This is a genomic window from Rahnella sp. AA (assembly GCF_002834385.1).
In the GTDB taxonomy this organism is placed as follows: domain Bacteria; phylum Pseudomonadota; class Gammaproteobacteria; order Enterobacterales; family Enterobacteriaceae; genus Rahnella.
Genome location: NZ_PITQ01000001.1, coordinates 493,931 through 512,922, shown reverse-complemented (window position 1 = coordinate 512,922; position 18,992 = coordinate 493,931). Strand labels below are relative to the sequence as shown.

General features: G+C 55.8%; 14 protein-coding genes. 6 read left to right on the top strand and 8 right to left on the bottom strand.

Annotation, left to right across the window (positions count from 1 at the left end; all coding sequences use genetic code 11):
• Positions 1-10: 10 nt before the first annotated feature.
• Positions 11-256, top strand: a complete 246-nt coding sequence (locus tag CWS43_RS02290; RefSeq protein ID WP_101075238.1) for a hypothetical protein — start codon at positions 11-13, stop codon at positions 254-256.
• Positions 257-480: 224 nt separating this feature from the next.
• On the opposite strand, the gene erpA is transcribed toward CWS43_RS02290, so the two are convergent.
• Entirely contained in the window at positions 481-840 is a 360-nt protein-coding gene (erpA, locus tag CWS43_RS02285) for an iron-sulfur cluster insertion protein ErpA (protein ID WP_369825840.1), read from the bottom strand.
• Between the two features lie 88 nt (positions 841-928).
• Complete coding sequence (gene clcA, locus CWS43_RS02280) at positions 929-2,392, bottom strand: H(+)/Cl(-) exchange transporter ClcA (protein ID WP_101075237.1); 1,464 nt, start codon at positions 2,390-2,392, stop codon at positions 929-931.
• Positions 2,393-2,578: 186 nt separating this feature from the next.
• Between clcA and hemL the strand changes: the two genes are divergently transcribed.
• Positions 2,579-3,859: a glutamate-1-semialdehyde 2,1-aminomutase gene (gene hemL / locus CWS43_RS02275; RefSeq protein ID WP_101075236.1), complete on the top strand. Its 1,281-nt coding sequence runs from the start codon at positions 2,579-2,581 to the stop codon at positions 3,857-3,859.
• 61 nt (positions 3,860-3,920) lie between these two features.
• On the opposite strand, the gene fhuB is transcribed toward hemL, so the two are convergent.
• From fhuB to hrpB, 6 genes are all read right to left on the bottom strand, one after another.
• Positions 3,921-5,909 (bottom strand): Fe(3+)-hydroxamate ABC transporter permease FhuB, encoded by a 1,989-nt coding sequence (gene fhuB, locus CWS43_RS02270; RefSeq protein ID WP_101075235.1) that lies wholly within the window; start codon positions 5,907-5,909, stop codon positions 3,921-3,923.
• A complete protein-coding gene (gene fhuD, locus CWS43_RS02265; RefSeq protein WP_101075234.1) occupies positions 5,906-6,808 on the bottom strand; it encodes a Fe(3+)-hydroxamate ABC transporter substrate-binding protein FhuD in 903 nt (300 codons plus the stop codon). The genes fhuB and fhuD overlap by 4 nt, the downstream gene beginning before the upstream one ends.
• Before the next feature lies 1 nt (position 6,809).
• A complete protein-coding gene (fhuC, locus tag CWS43_RS02260) occupies positions 6,810-7,622 on the bottom strand; it encodes a Fe3+-hydroxamate ABC transporter ATP-binding protein FhuC (RefSeq protein ID WP_101075775.1) in 813 nt (270 codons plus the stop codon).
• A gap of 79 nt (positions 7,623-7,701) precedes the next feature.
• Positions 7,702-9,930: a ferrichrome porin FhuA gene (fhuA, locus tag CWS43_RS02255; RefSeq protein WP_101075233.1), complete on the bottom strand. Its 2,229-nt coding sequence runs from the start codon at positions 9,928-9,930 to the stop codon at positions 7,702-7,704.
• A gap of 294 nt (positions 9,931-10,224) precedes the next feature.
• Positions 10,225-12,852: a bifunctional glycosyl transferase/transpeptidase gene (gene mrcB / locus CWS43_RS02250; protein ID WP_101075232.1), complete on the bottom strand. Its 2,628-nt coding sequence runs from the start codon at positions 12,850-12,852 to the stop codon at positions 10,225-10,227.
• A gap of 204 nt (positions 12,853-13,056) precedes the next feature.
• On the bottom strand, positions 13,057-15,501 hold the full coding sequence (gene hrpB / locus CWS43_RS02240) for an ATP-dependent helicase HrpB (RefSeq protein ID WP_101075230.1): 2,445 nt from the start codon (positions 15,499-15,501) through the stop codon (positions 13,057-13,059).
• Between the two features lie 93 nt (positions 15,502-15,594).
• On the opposite strand from hrpB, the gene thpR reads away from it, so the two are divergent.
• The 4 genes from thpR (at position 15,595) to gluQRS (ending at position 18,524) form a co-directional block, all read left to right on the top strand.
• Positions 15,595-16,137, top strand: coding sequence for an RNA 2',3'-cyclic phosphodiesterase (gene thpR, locus CWS43_RS02235; protein ID WP_101075229.1), 543 nt, complete (start codon positions 15,595-15,597; stop codon positions 16,135-16,137).
• Between the two features lie 22 nt (positions 16,138-16,159).
• Positions 16,160-16,879 carry a DNA/RNA nuclease SfsA gene (gene sfsA / locus CWS43_RS02230; RefSeq protein ID WP_101075228.1) on the top strand — a complete coding sequence of 240 codons (720 nt, stop codon included), beginning with the start codon at positions 16,160-16,162 and terminating at the stop codon, positions 16,877-16,879.
• Positions 16,880-17,123: 244 nt separating this feature from the next.
• Positions 17,124-17,579: an RNA polymerase-binding protein DksA gene (dksA, locus tag CWS43_RS02220; protein ID WP_095924702.1), complete on the top strand. Its 456-nt coding sequence runs from the start codon at positions 17,124-17,126 to the stop codon at positions 17,577-17,579.
• A gap of 63 nt (positions 17,580-17,642) precedes the next feature.
• Complete coding sequence (gene gluQRS, locus CWS43_RS02215; RefSeq protein ID WP_101075227.1) at positions 17,643-18,524, top strand: tRNA glutamyl-Q(34) synthetase GluQRS; 882 nt, start codon at positions 17,643-17,645, stop codon at positions 18,522-18,524.
• The last annotated feature ends 468 nt before the right edge of the window (positions 18,525-18,992 follow it).

The window sequence follows — 18,992 nt, the reverse complement described above, 5'->3', positions numbered from 1 at the left end:
AAAAATATTAATGAAAGTACTCTTACTCAGCGTGCTGCTGGCATTGAGCCCGTTGGTCGCGGTCGCGGGCATGACAAGTGGCGAGATCCATATCAGCCTGACCATTTTACCGACCTGCAAAGTCGATATCGCGCACTCCGGCACGTCCGTCACCTGCGCCAGCCGCACGATGATGCAGCCGCACATTAGCGAAATGATGCTCGCCTCAGTGCCGGGCATCAGCACAGATTCCAAACTGGTGACAGTGGAATGGTAAGTTGCATGTGAATGCTTACTTACTCCAGCGCCCCGCTATCAAGCATTAAAAAAGCCCGTCTGCATCAGCAAACGGGCTTTTTTTTTGTTCAGTCCTTGTATACCCAAAATCATTCATGTTGCATCAAGGCGGCAACTGAACGAATCCCCGGGAGCTTACATGAGTAAGTGACCGGGGTGAGTAAAGGCAGCCAACGCAGAGGCGTCTTGAAGGATGAAGGGTAATCAGATACTGAAAGAAGAGCCGCAACCACACGTCGTCTTAGCGTTTGGATTCGTCACAACAAAACGTGAGCCTTCCAGACCTTCGGTGTAATCCACGGAGCCGCCTACCAGATATTGCAGGCTCATCGGATCGACCACCAGCGCCACGCCGGATTTCTCAATGGTCATGTCGCCGTCGTTGATTTTGTCATCAAAGGTAAAACCGTACTGGAAACCGCTGCAACCACCCCCGGTGATATAAACACGCAGTTTCAGGTTCGGGTTTTCTTCATCAGAAATCAGGTTCTTCACCTTCTTCGCTGCGTTTTCAGTAAACTGTAACGGCAACGCAGCAGTTTCATTCAACAATGCTTCGCTCATAATCTCTCGCTCCCAATCCGTATTTGTTCAGGCCGCCGGATTGACTGTCTGAATAATGTACTCATTATCTTATACATGAGTTAATGCTTCAAGTATGGGATGTTTTGGTCGCGCTGTCCTGACTATTGGTGCCTTCCGTCTCAGATTCTGCCTGCGCTTTTTCGGCATTTTCACGTTCCTGCCGTTGCAGGGTGCGGGTAAGAATGGCGGAATACAAGGGCTTACCCCCCAAAAACTGCGCCAGCAACGTTGCGCCGAGACAGGTGATAATCATCGGTAAAATGAGCTGATAGTTATCGGTCATTTCCAGCACCAGCACAATTCCGGTGAGCGGCGCACGTACACTGCCCGCAAATAACGCTCCCATTCCGGCAATCGCAAAGGTCGCGGGCTCGATGCCGTATTGCGGGAAAAAGTACATCGCGGCGGTGCCAAATGCGGTGCCCAGCAAGGTGCCGAGCGCCAGCATCGGTGCGAAAATCCCGCCTGGCGCACCGGAAGCAAAACACAACAACGTAGTTGCAACGCGGACAACAAAGATAAACAGCAGCATCAGCAGGCTGTATTTCCCGGCCGCCGCCAGCGGGATCAGCGCGAAACCACCGCCTGCCGCTTCCGGCTGAACCAGCCCGAGCAGCCCGCAAAAACCACCCAGTATGCCGCCGATAATCAGGATTTTTTTCAGACTGCCGCCGTGAATGCGCGCAAACATATCCTGCGTACGGAAAATCAGCGCATTGAAGCTGACGCCCACCACGCCAAACACCATACCTAGCACCAGATACAGCCACAGCGTGTTGAGCGGTGCGTTCGCCAGTTTCCCGACTTCAATCACTGCGCCATCGCCGTTGAAAATGCGGAAGACGATGCTCGACATAATCACGCCGATAAACACCGCTTTGATGGAAATCAGGCTGTACCGGAATTGCAAGCGCATCTCTTCGAGAATGAACAGGATCCCCGCCAGCGGTGCGTTGAAAGCGGCCGAAAGCCCCGCCGCCGCGCCGGTTGCCAGCAAAGAATGGCGCGCTTCGGCGCTGCGCAGCCGGAAAATATCCACCATCATTTTCCCGACGTTTGCGCCCATCTGCACAGTCGGCCCTTCCCTGCCCAGTACCATACCCGCGCCGAGCGTGCCCATCCCGCCAAAAAATTTCACTGGGATCACGCGCCACCAGCGAACGGGCCGTAATTCTTCCAGCGCGCCCTCAATTTCAGGAATTCCGGAGCCGCCCGCTTCCGGGGCAAAACGCCGCACAAGGTAATAGCCAAACATCGCCAGAACGGCGGAAACCACAAAGGTCAGCGGCCACAGCAGGATCCAGTAATCGCTGAAAATGCCCAGACCGGCAAGGCGCAGGTGCATCACCCAGTTCACTGCTTTTTCGAACGCCACGCCGAGCAGCCCGGCGACAGTACCGGCCACCGCGGCGACCATCAAAATCGTTACCGGCGTTTTATCGCGCCGCAGGAAAATTCGCAGAATTTCGCTGCGTTTACGGGGGCCGCGCAAAGGCGGGCGTTCTAACATTTCAGTCTCTGATTCATTCATGGCAGGAAAGGTGATTCGGAAAGAGTTAGGAAATATTGATGGATTTAATCATACAAAATGCCCGCCTGACAGGATCTGCAACAATATGCCGCACGGTTTACGGTTTGATAACGCCGCTCAGTTCACTAGAATGGGCGCATCAACATTCTTATTACATACAGAACCCAGCAATTCAGGAGCCGAATAATGAGTAAGTCAGAAAGTCTGTTCACGCAGGCGCAAGCGCTAATCCCGGGCGGTGTTAACTCGCCGGTACGTGCCTTCTCCGGCGTCGGCGGCGTCCCCTTATTCATTGCGCGCGCAGACGGCGCGTTCCTGTTTGATGCCGATGGCAAAGCCTATATCGACTATGTCGGCTCGTGGGGCCCGATGGTGCTTGGCCACAACAACGCGGATATCCGCAGCGCGGTTATTGAAGCAGCGCAACGCGGCCTGAGCTTTGGCGCACCGACCGAAATGGAAGTCAAAATGGCCGAGCTGGTCACCGGACTGGTGCCAAGCATGGACATGGTTCGCATGGTGAACTCCGGTACAGAAGCGACCATGAGCGCTATCCGTCTGGCGCGCGGCTTCACGCATCGCGATAAAATCGTCAAATTCGAAGGCTGCTACCATGGCCACGCCGACTGCCTGCTGGTGAAAGCCGGTTCCGGCGCGCTGACTCTCGGCCAGCCAAACTCGCCGGGCGTGCCCGCTGATTTCGCCAAACATACCCTGACCTGTACCTATAACGATCTGGATTCTGTCCGCGCGGCGTTTGAACAGTTCCCGGACGATATCGCCTGTATCATCGTTGAGCCGGTCGCGGGCAACATGAACTGCGTGCCGCCACTGCCGGAATTCCTGCCGGGCCTGCGTGCAATTTGTGATGAGTTCGGCGCACTGCTGATTATCGACGAAGTGATGACCGGTTTCCGCGTCGCGCTGGGCGGTGCTCAGGATTATTACGACGTAACGCCTGACCTGACCTGTCTGGGAAAAATCATCGGCGGCGGTATGCCGGTGGGCGCATTTGGCGGACGCCGTGACGTGATGGAAGCGCTGGCGCCAACCGGCCCGGTGTATCAGGCGGGTACGCTTTCCGGTAACCCGATTGCGATGGCCGCCGGTATCGCCTGCCTGACGCAGGTGGCACAACCGGGCGTTCATCAGACCCTGACCGAACGCACCACACAGCTGGCTGAAGGTTTACGTGAAGCCGCAGCAGATGAGAACATTCCGTTCGTGGTGAACCACGTCGGCGGCATGTTTGGCCTGTTCTTTACCGATGCCAAAACCGTCACCGGCTATCAGGACGTGATGAAATGCGACGTTGAGCGTTTCAAGAAATTCTTCCACATGATGCTGGAAGAAGGCATTTATCTGGCACCTTCCGCGTTCGAAGCGGGCTTCATGTCTCTGGCCCACACACAGGAAGACATTCAGCGCACCATTGACGCCGCGCGCCGTTGTTTCGCTAAGCTTTAAGCCGCTATCTGGCAGAAAGCATAAAGGGGCCATCTGGCCCCTTTTTTATTAGCAAAACACGTTAACTCGCCTGCTTTCTCAGCAGATAGATAAAGTACGGCGCGCCGATAAAGGTCGCGAGCAAACCGGCAGGGATCTGATTCGGGAAGATCACCATACGGCCACACCAGTCCGCGAAGACCATCAGCAGACCGCCGAGAATACTCGCCACCATCCACTGCGGAACGGCGCGGCGGAATCCCATCATGCGCGCCATATGCGGTGCCATCAGCCCGACAAAACTCAGCGGCCCGACGGTCAGCGTTGCGGCCGCCGTCATTACGGCGGCCAGCAGCAGGATCGCCACACGCGTTGGCGTCAGCGCCAGCCCGACGGATTTCGCGGTCACGCTGCCGAGCGGCAAGATGTTTATCCAGCGACGGCAGAACGGCACGATGACCATCAGCACGGCAGCCAGCGCCAGCGTTCGCCACGCCATCGGCGCAGTCACTGAATAGGTCGAACCGGAAAGCCAGGTCAGCAAACCGCCCATACGCGGATCGCCGCTGGCCAGCAGCAGCGTCATCAGCGTGGTGAAAGCGGTACTCAGCGCAATGCCGGTCAGCAACATCCGTTCCGCCGAGAAACTGCGCAGGCCGGAGGCGACCATAATCACCAGCAACGTTAACGCGGCACCGGCACTGCCCGCAGGCAGCAGCCAGACAAACGCATCGCCGGGAACGATAAACATCATCACCACGACGCCGGTCGCCGCACCGGAGCTGATCCCCAGCACTTCCGGGCTCGCCATCGCGTTGCCGGTCAGCTTCTGGATCAGCACGCCGGAAGACGCCAGCATAATTCCCGCCGCCAGCGCCGCCAGCACGCGCGGTAAACGCCACGGCAACAGCGCCTGTAAATCTGCGCCCGTCGCCCAGCTCCAGCCTGTCGCATTGCGCCCGACCATCAGCGCCACCACCAGCCCGGCAAGCAGCACCAGTAAAGCCAGCGCAACCCAACGCACCAGATGCTGACGTTCATTGGGCACATTGTCGCCCTGATTCATCGGCGGCGGCGTCATGCTGTTACGCAAGCGCGGTAGCAGCCACAGCAGCAGCGGCGCACCGACTAACGCGGTCGCGGCACCGGTCGGGATTTCCATCCAGATTTGCGTCACGTACTGCATCACCTGATCGGTGAGCCACAGCAGCAATGCCCCAATCAGAGGAGCCATCACCAGACGCGCGGTCAGGCGACGTGCGCCGAGCATTTTTGCCAGAAGTGGCGCAAACAGACCGATAAAACCGATAATCCCGACGGCGTTCACCAGCTGCGCACTCATCAAAATTGCCAGCGTCAGCACCGCCAGACGCGCTGCCGATAAGCCTAAACCGAGGTTTTTTGCGACGCCGTCATCCAGCCCGAGCAGCGTCATCGGGCGCTGTAACAGGAACGCCAGCAGCCAGACGATAATCACGCGCGGCAGTAAAAATGTCGCGACGTCCCAGTCCTGCTGCGTCAGCGAACCGCTGCTCCACATATACAGACTTTGCAGGCCCTGGTAATTGAAGATGCCGATCAGGCCATTCACCGCGCCGCAGTAAAGGCCGAGCACCAGACCGGCAAGGATCAGCGTCACCGGTGACATACGTTTGCCCCAGGCAATCCCGAACACCAGCCCGCCGATCACTACCGCGCCAGTCATCGCGGCAAACTGCTGCGTGATCATGCCGCCCGGCAGCGCCCAGAGCGTGGCGATCGTCAGGCCGAGCTGCGCGCCCGCCGAAACCCCCAGCGTCGCGGGTTCGGCCAGCGGATTACGTAATACCTGCTGGAACAGCAAACCGGCCAGCCCCAGACCAGCACCGGCCAGCAGCGCGACGGCGATGCGCGGTAGTGAGCTGTAATGGAAAAGCATCTGCTGAACATCGTCGATATCCGGCTGCCAGAGCGCGCCGCGCCATAAGTGATAAGGCAATTGCTGATGCAGGTTGTAGATGCTGAGCGCACCGGCCGCCAGCGCCAGAACCAAAAGAAGGATCAGCGAAACGCTGAGTGAGCGGCGGTTCATACCGGTTTCCCCAGAGTGCTGTTCAGGATTTTACAGAAATGCATGGCGCTGAACGTTGCGCCGTAGAACCAGACGGCGGGGACAACGCTGAACTGATTAGCACGCACGAATGGCATCGATTTCCACAGCGGCGTTTTGGCAACCGCGTCCATGATGTCGGCGCTGCCGTGATCAAAGCACAGCACACGGGCATTTTTGATGCTGGTCAGGCGCTCAACGCCCACCGACACGCTGCCCCAGAAGCTGCCCTCGCCCCCCCACGCATTGGTCAGCCCGACATCGCCCATGATTTCATGGAACATGCTGCCCTGACCAAACACCAGAACGTGGCGCGGATCGATAAAGGTGATCAGCAGAACCGGCTGTTGGGATACCGGTTTCATCAGTTCACGCGTTTTCGCAACTGCGTCGTTATAAACCTGCAAATGCTGTTCAGCGCGATCCTGCAAACCAATGTAATCCGCCAGCTTATGCAGCGATTTGATCGCCAGCTGCATCGGCTTCGCGCTGCCGTCATTGGCTTTCACACCCAGCACTGGCGCGATGGTTTCCAGCTGTTGGGTGTCCGGGCCATAACCTTCGGTTATCAGCAACAAAGAAGGTTTCAGTTGCTGGATAAGCTCCATGTTAGGCTCGGTGCGCTGGCCGACATCGATAACGCCGGGCGCCAGCGGCGGTTCCGCCACCCACAGGTTGTAATTGGGAATATCAGCAATCGCCAGCGGCATCACGCCGAGCGCAATCAGCAGCTCGGTAGGCAACCACTCGAGGGTAACAATACGGCTCAGATCGGGACGCGAGGCAGGCAGCGCTGGCAGGGAAGTCAGTAACGGGGACAGCGCCATCATCTGTAAAAGACGACGGCGCGTCAGCCCTGAATAACGTTGAATATCAGACATATCAGTATACGAAGCTTACCGGCGCACCACCCGCAGGATGCGGAAGGATGCCCATCGGAATACCATAAATTTGTTCAAGCACGTCACCGCGCATCATGTCTTCCGGCGCGCCCTGCGCGATCATCTCACCGCCGCGTAATGCCATCAGCTCATCGCAGTAACGCGCTGCCATATTCAGATCATGTAATACCGCGATCACGGTTAAGCCTTTCTCACGGCTCAGGCGCTGGATCAACGCCAGCACATCTTTCTGATGCGCGATATCCAGCGCGGAAGTCGGTTCGTCGAGCAACAGGCAACGGCTGTCCTGTGCGACCATCATCGCCAGCCACGCACGCTGACGCTCGCCGCCGGAGAGACTGTCGACCAGACGCTGGGCGAACGGTTTCAGGCCCACCAGCGCAATGGCTTCTTCGACTTTTTCTTTGTCCTGATGTTTAAAACGCCCCAACGCGCCGTGCCACGGATAGCGGCCAATCGCCACCAGTTCCTGCACCGTCATGCCTTCTGCGGCCGGAAGTTGCTGCGGCAGATACGCCACCTGACGCGCAAACGCTTTGCTGTCCCACTGGGCCAGCGGCGTTTCATTCAGATAAATCGTTCCGGACGTCGCCGGTTGATGTCGCCCCAGCATTTTTAACAACGTCGATTTCCCGGAGCCGTTATGGCCAATCAGCCCGCACACTTTTCCTTGCGGGAAGGTCAGCGACAGCGGCGCGAGCAACGTTCGCCCCGGCACTGAAAAGCTGACATCTTGCAGGCGAAAGACGCTGTCAGGCAGCGACGAAGACGGGTGTACGTTGTTATCAGGCATAGGATTTTCTACGTTGACGTCCGGACGTGAATAGGAAACGGGCACGACCAGCGTGCCCGGATTTAACTGCTTAAAACTTTTAGAAACGGAAGGTTGCTGTTGCCACAACCTGGCGATCTGAACCCCAGTAGCAGGCGTAATCGCGGTAGCAGCTGGCAACGTACTCACGATCCAGCAAGTTGTTGATGTTCACGCCCACAGAAGAACCCGGCAGGCCGAAACGACCCAGATCGTATTTCACCGTTGCATCCACCAGTGTGTAAGAAGAGACATTGAATGCTTCATTCGCTTTGTCTGCATTCACACCGTTCGTTGTGTAGAAGCTGGAGCTGGCACCGACATAACGCACACCGGAGCCTACTGTCAGGCCGCTAAGCGCCGTTTCGTGGAAGGTGTAATCTGCCCACAGGGAGGCCATATTCGCAGGCACTTCAACAGGACGCTTGCCTTCGAAATTGGTGTCATGCGTGTATTTTGCATCTGTGTAGGTGTAGGACGCCGTCACGTTGATGTTGGCGTTAATCGCTGCTTTAGCTTCGAGTTCCACACCACGCGAACGTATTTCACCAGACTGAACGCTAAAGGCGGCATCAGCAGGATTGACCGTCAGGTTTTTGTCTTTCGTCAGCTGGTATACCGCCGCAGTCAGGCTGATCGGACGATCGTTCGGGATGTATTTGATCCCAGCCTCATACTGTTTGCCCATTGAAGGATCGAACGGTTTCCCTTCTTTGGTCGCTCCGGCAGTCGGTTCAAAGGATTCGCTGTAGCTGAAGTACGGAGAAATACCGTTGTCGAACAGGTAGTTCAAGCCACCACGCCAGGTGAACTGCTCATTGTTGATCTGCGCAGAGGTATTGCTTGAACGCGTAAAGGTTGAGCTTTTCGCGAAATCATAGCGGCCACCGAGAGTCAGGATCCACTGGTTCCATTCCGCCTGATCCTGCACGTACAGGCCCGTTTGTTCCTGACGGTTGAGGATCTCATACGGGAAATACAGCGAGACATTGCCGTTACCGTACTGCGGATTCGCCAGATTCAGATTACTTGCGCTACCGTAATCTGCATCAATATCGTTACGCATACGCATATAATCGACACCCATCAGCACGGTGTGATCGACATCACCGGTACCGAATTTAGCTTGTGCCTGCGTATCGACATCAAAGTTCGCCAGCTTCTCTTTGGACTGAACATAGCTGCGCGTAATGTTGCCGTTGCCGAGGTAGCCGAAGCCGTAAACCGATTTATATTCCGTATCGAGTTTGGTGTAACGCAGGTTCTGACGCACGGTCCAGGTATCACTGAATTCGTGCGCAAAGCTATAACCGACCATTTTCTGAGTACGGGACATGCGGTTACCCGCTTCGCCCTCGTTGAAATCTGTCGGCAGTTTATGCGCTTTACCATTGGCGTCGTAATACGGCACAACGGTGCCTTCACGTGGCAACCATCCGTAGTAACCCGCATCCGGATCGTTCTGGAAATTGCTCAGGAAGGTGAAATCAGTTTTATCATCAGGACGCCATGAGAAAGACGGAGCAATGGAATAGCGTTTTTCTTTCGCCATTTCCTGCTGCGTATCCTGACTACGTGCCACACCGGTCAGACGGTAGGAATACACGCCCGCATCGTCGATGGCATCGCTGAAATCGAAACCGGTCTGGTACAGGTTATCCGTACCCATTTTGAACTGCACTTCTTTGAGAGGTTCAGTGGTCGGGCGCTTGCTGACCATGCTGACAACGCCGCCCGGGTTGCTTTTACCGTACAAAACGGAAGACGGCCCGCGCAGCACTTCAACACGCTCAAGCATGTACGGATCCATCGACACTTCAGAATAGTTATCACCCTGAAGTTTGATACCGTCGAGATACTGGTTGGTATTCACAGAGGTGAAGCCACGGATTGCCATAGCATCGATGGTGTTGGAACTGCCACGACTGGCGAAGACACCCGGCGTATAACCCAGAGCTTCTTTGACCGTCACAGGCTGCTTCATGTCCATTTCTTCGCGGGTGACCACGGAAACAGACTGCGGGGTTTTCACCAGTGGCGTATCGGTTTTTGTCCCGGTTGCACTGTGTTTTGCCGCGATGGTCGCCGCAGGGCCCCATGCAGATTCTTGCCCGGCTTGAGCAGATGCCGAACTGGTAACATTAATCGTATCTTCTTTCGCGGTTGCTGTGGTTGCTGCACCTGCGTAAAACGCGGTGGAGCTCAGAACGGCGGTAATGGTTAATGCGAGCGTCCGGCGCTTAAATGCGCCTTTTTGGACTGAGTTTGAAAGCGAGCATTGAAAAGCCATTGCATTATCTCTGGAGTGGTAATGGGAATGTAAACGATAATTATTATTATGACCGTCGCATATTATGCGCAATGCTTGCCCGCCTGCAACACTATTTAACACATAGACTGGCTGAATGAATAAAAAGCATCCCCATGTTAAGTATGGGTAAAAATGCTTATGAATTAAACGGTAGCGGATGTAATACGCTTGCGGGGAATGTAACGTCGCACGATGAAATTTGAGTTAAGTATGACAAATAAAAAAGGCGCAACTCTCATTGCGCCTTTTTACGTTTATTGAATCAAACAGTTATCAGTTGCCGGAACCAAACATATCTTTGATCCAACCGGCAACACCGTTGCTGTCTTTCTTGTTCTTGTCGTCCTGCGCCTGAGGTTGTTGTTGCTGCTGTCCCTGAGGCTGCTGTTGTTGTTGCTGTTGAATCTGCTGCTGTTGCTGCTGCTGAACCGCGCTAACAGAAGCCTGACACATGGCATCCGGTGAATCGGTCCAGACCGGGATTGAACGCACGGTGCCACCGCCCAACATACCGCCGCCGCCACACACAAAGTTACCGGCGCCGTCGATATTCATCGGGCTGATACCTTCCGGCATTTGCAGATCCAGCGGCTGAGGCGTGCCGTTTTCCAGATAGCGGCCATACAGCACCAGCGCACCGGTTGATCCCCACAGCTTCGACGGGCCGTTGTTATCACGGCCAACCCAGGTGATCGCCACCTGATTACCGTCGATCCCGGCAAACCAGCTGTCACGCAGTTCGTTCGATGTCCCGGTTTTCGCCGCCAGATGCAGTTTCGGGAATTTGTTGGCCAGCGCGCGCGATGTCCCTTCCTGCACCACCTGCTGCATTGCGTACAACGTCAGATAAGCGGCCTGAGGAGGAATAACGCGTACTGCCTGCGGGAAGCTCTGGTACAAGACCGTGCCGTCTTCCGCAATGACCGAACGCACCGCTGACAATGGCGCTTTGTTGCCGCCGCTGGCAATGGTCTGGTATTCCTGCGCCACTTCCATCGGCGTCAGTGCGATAGCACCCAGCAGCATTGACGGCGTCTGGTTCAGGGATTCTTTCGGGATCCCCAAATCAATCAGCGTTTTGGTGATGTTATCGAGGCCCACCGCCATACCGAGGTTAACGGTCGGAACGTTCATGGAACGCGCCAGCGCATCCACCAGCAGAACCTGACCACGGAACTGATGGTCATCGTTTTTCGGTGACCATGTCTGGCCGTTCGCCAGTTTCAGCGTCAGCGGCTGGTCGGCGAGAATGGTGTTCAGGCGGTATTTATCCGGCTGGGACAGCGCCGTCAGATACGTCGCCGGTTTCGCCAGAGAACCGACCTGACGCCGTGCCTGCATGGCGCGGTTAAAACCGGCAAACTGCGTTTCCGCTCCGCCGACCATCGCACGCACTTCACCGGTATAGCGGTCAACCACCACCATCGCGGTTTCGATATCGTTCAGACCGCTTTTCTTACGCAGTAACGGAATACCTTCTTCGACCGCTTTTTCCGCTGCGTCCTGAGAAACCGGATCCAGCGTGGTGAAAATTTTCACCCCGGACATGTCCTGCACTTTGTCGCCAAGTTTGGCCTGCAGCTCCTGACGCACCATCTGCATGAACGCCGGCTGTGGTGAAATCACCCCGCCTTTTGGCTGTACACCGAGCGGACGGGCACTCAGCATGTCATACAGTTCCTGATCGATAACTTTCTGTTCAACCAGCAAACGCAGCACCAGATTACGGCGTTGTAGCGCCATTTCCGGGTTACGCCACGGGTTGTACAGCGAAGCCCCTTTGACCATACCCACCAGCAAAGCCTGCTGATCCAAACTCAGCTCGTTCACCGGACGGCCAAAGTAATAAAGGCTCGCCAGCGGGAAGCCCCGGATCTGATCAGAGCCGCTCTGGCCGAGATATACTTCATTCAGGTACAGCTCAAGAATGCGATCCTTGCTGTAATCCGCATCCAGCAGGATTGCCATGATCGCTTCGCGCGCTTTACGGCTCAGGGAACGTTCATTGGTCAGGAACAGGTTTTTGACCAACTGCTGAGTCAGCGTAGAACCGCCCTGCACCGCATGACCTGCCGTCAGGTTCGCCACCACCGCACGGCCGATGGAATAGAAGTTAATCCCGTCATGCTCATAGAAATGACGGTCTTCCGTTGCCAGCAGCGTATCTACCAGCAAGTCCGGGAAACCGGAACGCGGCACGAACAGGCGCTGCTCACCGTTAGCATTAGAAGCCTGCAGCATGGTGATCAACCGCGGATCCAGGCGGAACAGCCCGAAATCACGCTGATTATCCAGGTTCTTAATTTCTGAAAGTGAATTGCCGTCAAACATCAGACGGGCATTCACCTGCTCTTCTTTACCTTCCGGGAAATCAAACGGACGGCGCAGCAAATCGATATAGTTTGCATGAACCGTAAACTCGCCAGGGCGGGTAATACGCGTCACTTCCCGATACTGTGTGCCTTCAAGCAATCCGACCATTTCGGCTTTGTTGATCTGCATATCCGGCTCAAGGTTAACCTGACGGCCATACACCGCCGCAGGCAACTGCCAGACTTTGCCACCATCAATACGATCGTGAATTTGCTTGTTGAGATACCAACCATAAATCGCAAGCAGAATGGCGAAAACGATAAACAGTTTGAACAGCAACCAGAACAGACGGCGTTTCAGGCTCTTCTTACCACCTTTTTTCGCTTTGCGCGGCGGTGCTTTGCGGCTCATGCGAGAACCCCGTTCTTCTTCGTCATCATCGTCATTCTCATACTCGTCATCGATTTCTTCTTCGTACTCGTCGTAGTCGTCTTCCCGGCGGCTACGGCGAACCGGACGAGCCCGCGCAGGTTTGCGTGCGGCGGGTTTACCTTTACGGCCTATTGGCTCGCGATCATCGCCAGACATTAGTCATTCTCCCAACGTGCTGCTGTGTTCGTCATAGAGTGTTTTTGCATAATGATTCTATTTTTCTGAGTCATTTTCATATCGATTTCATACAGATACTTTATATAGCCCGAAGTCCGGGCAGCAAGGCGCTTACTCTGTGCCCCGCTTTGGTTTTCGCCCAGAAGAAATGTCTGAAAAATTGTTCTTTTCCTGCACATTTCGTCATTGCGCTGAATGTTTTTTGGTCCGGCGCGTCGGTATGGCCTCTGCCGGATTATCCGGCCAGGGATGTTTCGGATAACGTCCTTTCATTTCTTTTTGCACTTCACGGTACGAACCCTGCCAGAATGCCGCAAGATCGGCGGTAATCTGTAGCGGGCGCTGCGCGGGTGACAATAGCTCCAGCACAACGCTGATGCGCCCTTCGGCCAGTTGCGGGCTGCGCTGCTCACCGAACATTTCCTGCATCCGTACCGAAAGCGCCGGTGGCTGGTCAGCATGATAGCGGATCGGCAGACGACTGCCAGTCGGCACGGTGTAATGTGTCGGCAAAGCGGTGTCAAGACGCTGACGCTGTTGCCAGTCGCATAGCCTTAATAAGGCATCATGCAAATCAACCTGATGCAACGATTTTAACGAACGTACACCCTGTAAAGAAGGCTGTAGCCAGCTTTCCAGCCCGTCGAGCAGAGCCTCGTCATCCATCGCAGGCCAGTCAGCCTCCGGCAGCCATTTTGCCGCACAGGTCAGGCGCAACCGCAATTGTTCGGCGGCCACCGACCAGGTCAGCGCCTGCAAACCCTGCATGCGGATCCAGTCGATCAGCGCCTGTTGCAGCTCGGCATCTTCCGGTTTTGCCAAAGGATTCGCTTTCAGCACCAGACGCCCGATTTGCCAGCGCCGCCATGCGCGCAGGGTGCCCTTTTCGTCATCCCATTCGACCGCAGTCTGCTCTTTCACAACGTCCGGCAACCGCACAGGCAGTTGCGCGATATCCAGCGAAATCGCCAGCAAAATACGGGCGTCCGGGCTGTTGTTTCCCTGTAATAATTGCGGCGCAACCAGCCACGGCGCGCGGGTTAATCCGTCGTCCTGCGGCAAAGACGCACCCAGCCCGTTCGCCAGCAGATAACGGCCATCTTCGCCGCGCCGCTGGGCAATACGGTCGCTGAAGGCCTGCGCCAGCAGCCACGGCGCGAGAGATGCATCGGCATCACCGTTTTTCCCGCCGGTGCGCTGCGCCAGCTGTTTTGCGCGCCGCTGCCAGTTGCCCTGCGGACGGCTGAACCAGTAATCGATATCCGGTAATCCGCCGCGTGGCGGTTCCTCGAGCATGGCCGCCAGCCGCGCCGCCGTCGCCAGCGCATCCGGGCTTTGTTGCGCCGCAGAAATGAGCATCGCCGCCAGCCGCGGTTCGCAACCGAGTTGCGCCATGCGCTGCCCGGCTGCGGTGAGTTTGCCCTGCGCGTCGGTCGCGCCAAGCTGATGTAAAAGGTGTTTTGCCGCCGACAACGCCGCCGCGGGCGGTGTATCAAGCCACTGAAGCTGCGCCGGATCCTGACAACCCCACTGCAACAACTCCAGCCAGAAACTGCTCAGATCGCTTTGCAGGATTTCTGCCTCTGCCTGCGCACTGGCGCGTTCCGCCTGCTCTTTACTGAAAAGATGCCAGCACAATCCCGGCTCAAGACGCCCTGCGCGGCCTGCGCGCTGGGTCATGGACGCCTGGCTGATACGCTGCGTAACGAGACGCGTCAGGCCGCTGCGCGGGTCAAACTGCGCGCTGCGTTCCAGACCGCTGTCGACCACCAGCCGGATACCTTCAATGGTCAGGCTGGTTTCCGCAATATTGGTCGCCAGCACGATTTTGCGACGTCCGGCGGGTGAAGGCTGAATGGCTTTTTGCTGCTGCTCTAAAGAGAGCGCGCCGTAAAGCGGGCAGAGATCGACATCGTCTGCCACCCTGCCCGAAAGCAAATTTTGTACGCGGGTAATTTCAGCAACGCCGGGCAAAAACAGCAGCATTGAGCCGTGATTTTCACTCATCAGGCGGCTGACCACACGGGCTACGCCTTCGTCCAGCCGTTCGTGGGTGGCGAGGGAAAGATACTGCCGGTCAACCGGAAAACTGCGGCCTTCGGAGACGATCACCGGTGCGTCGGGCAGCAGCGGCGACAAACGCAGATTGTCGAGCGTCGCGGACATGATCAGCAATTTCAGATCATCGCGCAGCGCATTTTGCACATCGAGCAGCAGCGCCAGCGCCAGATCGGCCTGCAAACTGCGCTCATGGAATTCATCGAGGATCACCAGCGAAACGCCGGTCAGTTCAGGATCTGCCTGCACCATACGGGTGAGAATGCCTTCGGTCACGACTTCAAGCCGCGTCGCCGCGCTGGTTTTGCTTTCGGCACGCATACGGTAACCGACGGTTTGCCCAGGCGTTTCGCCCAACTGCTGTGCCAGACGGAAAGCGACATTTTTGGCCGCCAGACGACGCGGTTCCAGCAACAGAATTTTCCCCGGCAGATTGCCCTGTTTGAGCAACTGCAACGGCAGCCAGGTCGATTTACCGGCACCGGTCGGCGCGAGCAGTAACACTTGCGGTGCCTGCTTAAGGGCGATTAAAAGCGGTTCAAGTACGGCGCTGACCGGCAAAGAAGACAATGAATTCTCCATGAGAGTTAACTTTAAACGGCGGGCATTGTAGCATTTAGCGCCAGATCCGGTATGTCGTGATTTTTTCAACCAGGAATGAATATGTCTGTCGAGCGCCGCCTGTTTTTTGCTTTATCGTTACCTGCAAAGTTGCAAAAGCAGGTTATCAAATGGCGTGCCGATAATTTCCCCCAGGACACCGGCCGCCCCGTCGCGGCGGCAAACCTGCACATTACGCTGGCGTTTCTGGGCGAAATCAGCGAGCTCAAGGCAGAGGCGCTGACCCGCGTGGCCGGACGTATTCAGGCGCAGAAATTCAGCCTGTGTCTGGACGATATCGGCCACTGGCCGGGTTCCGGGGTGGTATGGATTGGCACGAAACGCGCGCCGAATGCGCTGCTGCAGCTGGCTTCCGTGCTGCGTTCTCACGCCGCCCGCAACGGTTGCCACCAAAGTACGCTGCCGTTTCATCCGCACGTATCGCTGTACCGCAGCGCCACGCGGCCGGTGGCGATCCCGCCCGCCACGCCCAACTGGCAACTCGACGCCGAAGAATTCAGTCTGTACGAATCCACTTATGAACGCGGGCGAACCCGTTACCGCTGCCTGCAAAGCTGGCCTCTGGCTGATGTTCCGGCCACCTGAACTTTTTAATACGGAAACTCTCATGCATTTCGAGCCAGCGCTTCAACCCGCGACCCTGATCAAACGTTACAAACGTTTTCTCGCTGACGTCATCACCCCCGATGGCCGCGAGCTCACGCTGCACTGCGCCAACACCGGCGCAATGACCGGCTGCGCCACACCGGGCGATACCGTCTGGTATTCCACATCCGATAACCCTAAACGGAAATATGCTCACAGTTGGGAGCTTACCGAAACGCAACAAAAGCACTGGATTTGCGTGAACACGCTGCGGGCAAATCAGCTGGTTCGTGAAGCGATAGAAGAAGGGCGTATAGCGGAATTATCCGGTTACAGTAAATTGACCGCAGAAGTAAAATACGGCACCGAAAATAGCCGTATAGACTTGATGTTACAGGCAGAAAATCAACCTGACTGCTATATTGAAGTGAAATCTGTCACGTTGCTGCAATCCGGGCTGGGTTTCTTCCCGGATGCAGTCACACTGCGCGGTCAGAAACATTTACGCGAGTTACAGTCGATGGCAGAACAGGGGCAGCGAGCCGTACTTTTCTTCGCTGTTTTACATTCAGGCATTGAAAGCGTGTCCGCTGCACACCATATTGATCCCCGTTACACAGAATTGCTGACGCAGGTTCAGAAAAAAGGTGTAGAAGTGATGTGCTACGGTGCTGAACTTTCTGCTGAGGGTATCCGCCTCACAGAACGATTACCGCTGGTCACGAAAACACTTAACGGATAAACCCAGTTCGGATAACCCTGTTATTAGCCGTCGGCGGCATAAAAAACAGGTCGCGAATACGCTTTTCCTCACAGCCTTGTCAAGCACCTGCGAGGAATAATTGCCAACTTCGTTGCCTTCTGTTATTTATAGCGGCCTGATTTTTCCCCTTTGGGGATCGAAATGCTCGAAACCCTGCAAGTTGTAGCAACATCGCAAACCTGCAGGTGGATGAGCATAGTGCGTGTTATGTAGGAGAAGCATCATGCAAGAAGGCCAAACCCGTAAGACGTCGTCCTTGAGCATTCTCGCTATCGCTGGGGTGCAGCCGTATCAAGAGAAGCCGGGCGAAGAGTACATGAACGACGCTCAGCTGGCTCACTTCAAAAAGATTCTTGAAGCATGGCGCAATCAGCTCAGGGATGAAGTAGATCGTACCGTTACGCACATGCAGGATGAAGCTGCAAACTTCCCTGATCCGGTCGACCGTGCCGCTCAGGAAGAAGAATTCAGCCTCGAACTGCGTAACCGTGACCGTGAACGTAAGCTGATCAAAAAGATTGAAAAAACACTGAAAAAAGTGGAAGACGAGGATTTCGGTTATTGCGATTCCTGTGGCGTTGAGATTGGCATCCGCCGTCTTGAAGCACGTCCTACCGCTGATTTGTGTATCGACTGTAAGACTCTGGCAGAAATCCGCGAAAAGCAGATGGCTGGCTAAGTTCCGGGTTCTACGCGGTGTGTCATGCACCGCGTTCCCTTTTAACGCAGTATCCCACTTGATATGCCACAAGAACTCTACACAGGTCGTTTCGCCCCTTCACCTTCCGGTGACCTCCATTTTGGTTCGCTGATTGCCGCTCTCGGCAGTTATCTGCATGCCCGCTCGCAAAACGGACAATGGTTAGTTCGTATCGATGATATCGATCCACCACGCGAAATCCCCGGTTCTGCCGATCGTATTTTAGCCACGCTCGAACGCTACGGGCTGGAATGGGACGGTGAAGTCGTCTGGCAGTCCAAACGCCATGATGCCTACCGCGACGTGCTGGACTGGCTGTATCAGCAACAAAAAAGCTATTACTGCACCTGCACCCGCCAGAGGATTTCGCAAACCGGCGGGTTCTACGACGGGCACTGCCGTGACCTGAATTTGGGTGCGCAGAACGCGGCGATCCGCTTGCATCAGACTTTGCCGGTTTACGGTTTTGATGATGATTTCCAGGGGCATTTGCAGGCCGACAGCCAGCTGGCTGAAGAAGATTTTATTATCCGCCGCCGCGACGGGCTGTTTGCCTACAATCTGGCGGTGGTCGTCGATGACCATTTTCAGGGCGTAAATCATATTGTGCGCGGGGCAGATCTCATCGAGCCGACCGTGCGCCAGATTTCGCTGTACCGGCATCTGGGATATCCGCAACCGGGCTACCTGCATTTGCCGCTGGCAGTAAATGAAAATGGCGACAAGCTTTCCAAACAAAATCATGCACCGGCGCTGCCTGAAGGCGATCCGCGGCCGGTTATCATTAACGCACTGAAATTTTTAGGCCAAAGACCGCCAGAAAACTGGCAGGATTACACTTTGCCTTTATTATTACGCTGGGCGATAACACGCTGGACGCCGTCAGAGATACCGCGCCAGTGCGCTAATGCGCGGCAGATGTGACTTCGGCATTCTCAAAGCGCCTGTCGTGAGCTATGATTAGCCGCTGTTTTTGCGTCACGCCATTTTTTTCAGTCACTATCGAGGTGTACCATTTTTACCCGAGTAGCCAATTTTTGCCGTAAGGTGCTGGTCCGTGAAGATAAAGTCGTTCGTGAAGAAAAGGCTGTTCATAACGAAGCCGCGCTTCCCGGAGAAGCTAATCGCGAGGGAAATTCCCAACGTGATCCGTCTCCTGTGGCCGAAGGCAATGTGAAGGCAAAAAATCCTGAACGTCGTGATTACGAGCAACGCCGTGAAAATCGCGGCCGTCGGGAAGACAACGCGAACAGAGGCGAACGCCGCAACAATAGCAACCGCCGTTCCTCCTCGCCTTATCAGGCGCGTGGCGAACGTAGCGATTCACGTGGCGATCGTAATAACGAACAACGCAGCGACCGCAACGAACAGCGCACACCGCGCCCCTTTGTC

Bases quoted from the DNA above. Each gene is read 5' to 3' on its own strand.
- sfsA (WP_101075228.1), top strand. From the start codon at position 16,160: ATGCATTTCGAGCCAGCGCTTCAACCCGCGACCCTGATCAAACGTTAC.
- clcA (WP_101075237.1), bottom strand. From the start codon at position 2,392: ATGAATGAATCAGAGACTGAAATGTTAGAACGCCCGCCTTTGCGCGGC.
- erpA (WP_369825840.1), bottom strand. From the start codon at position 840: ATGAGCGAAGCATTGTTGAATGAAACTGCTGCGTTGCCGTTACAGTTT.
- fhuA (WP_101075233.1), bottom strand. From the start codon at position 9,930: ATGGCTTTTCAATGCTCGCTTTCAAACTCAGTCCAAAAAGGCGCATTT.
- fhuC (WP_101075775.1), bottom strand. From the start codon at position 7,622: ATGCCTGATAACAACGTACACCCGTCTTCGTCGCTGCCTGACAGCGTC.
- CWS43_RS02290 (WP_101075238.1), top strand. From the start codon at position 11: ATGAAAGTACTCTTACTCAGCGTGCTGCTGGCATTGAGCCCGTTGGTC.
- thpR (WP_101075229.1), top strand. From the start codon at position 15,595: ATGTCTGTCGAGCGCCGCCTGTTTTTTGCTTTATCGTTACCTGCAAAG.
- fhuB (WP_101075235.1), bottom strand. From the start codon at position 5,909: ATGAACCGCCGCTCACTCAGCGTTTCGCTGATCCTTCTTTTGGTTCTG.
- hemL (WP_101075236.1), top strand. From the start codon at position 2,579: ATGAGTAAGTCAGAAAGTCTGTTCACGCAGGCGCAAGCGCTAATCCCG.
- dksA (WP_095924702.1), top strand. From the start codon at position 17,124: ATGCAAGAAGGCCAAACCCGTAAGACGTCGTCCTTGAGCATTCTCGCT.
- gluQRS (WP_101075227.1), top strand. From the start codon at position 17,643: ATGCCACAAGAACTCTACACAGGTCGTTTCGCCCCTTCACCTTCCGGT.
- mrcB (WP_101075232.1), bottom strand. From the start codon at position 12,852: ATGTCTGGCGATGATCGCGAGCCAATAGGCCGTAAAGGTAAACCCGCC.
- fhuD (WP_101075234.1), bottom strand. From the start codon at position 6,808: ATGTCTGATATTCAACGTTATTCAGGGCTGACGCGCCGTCGTCTTTTA.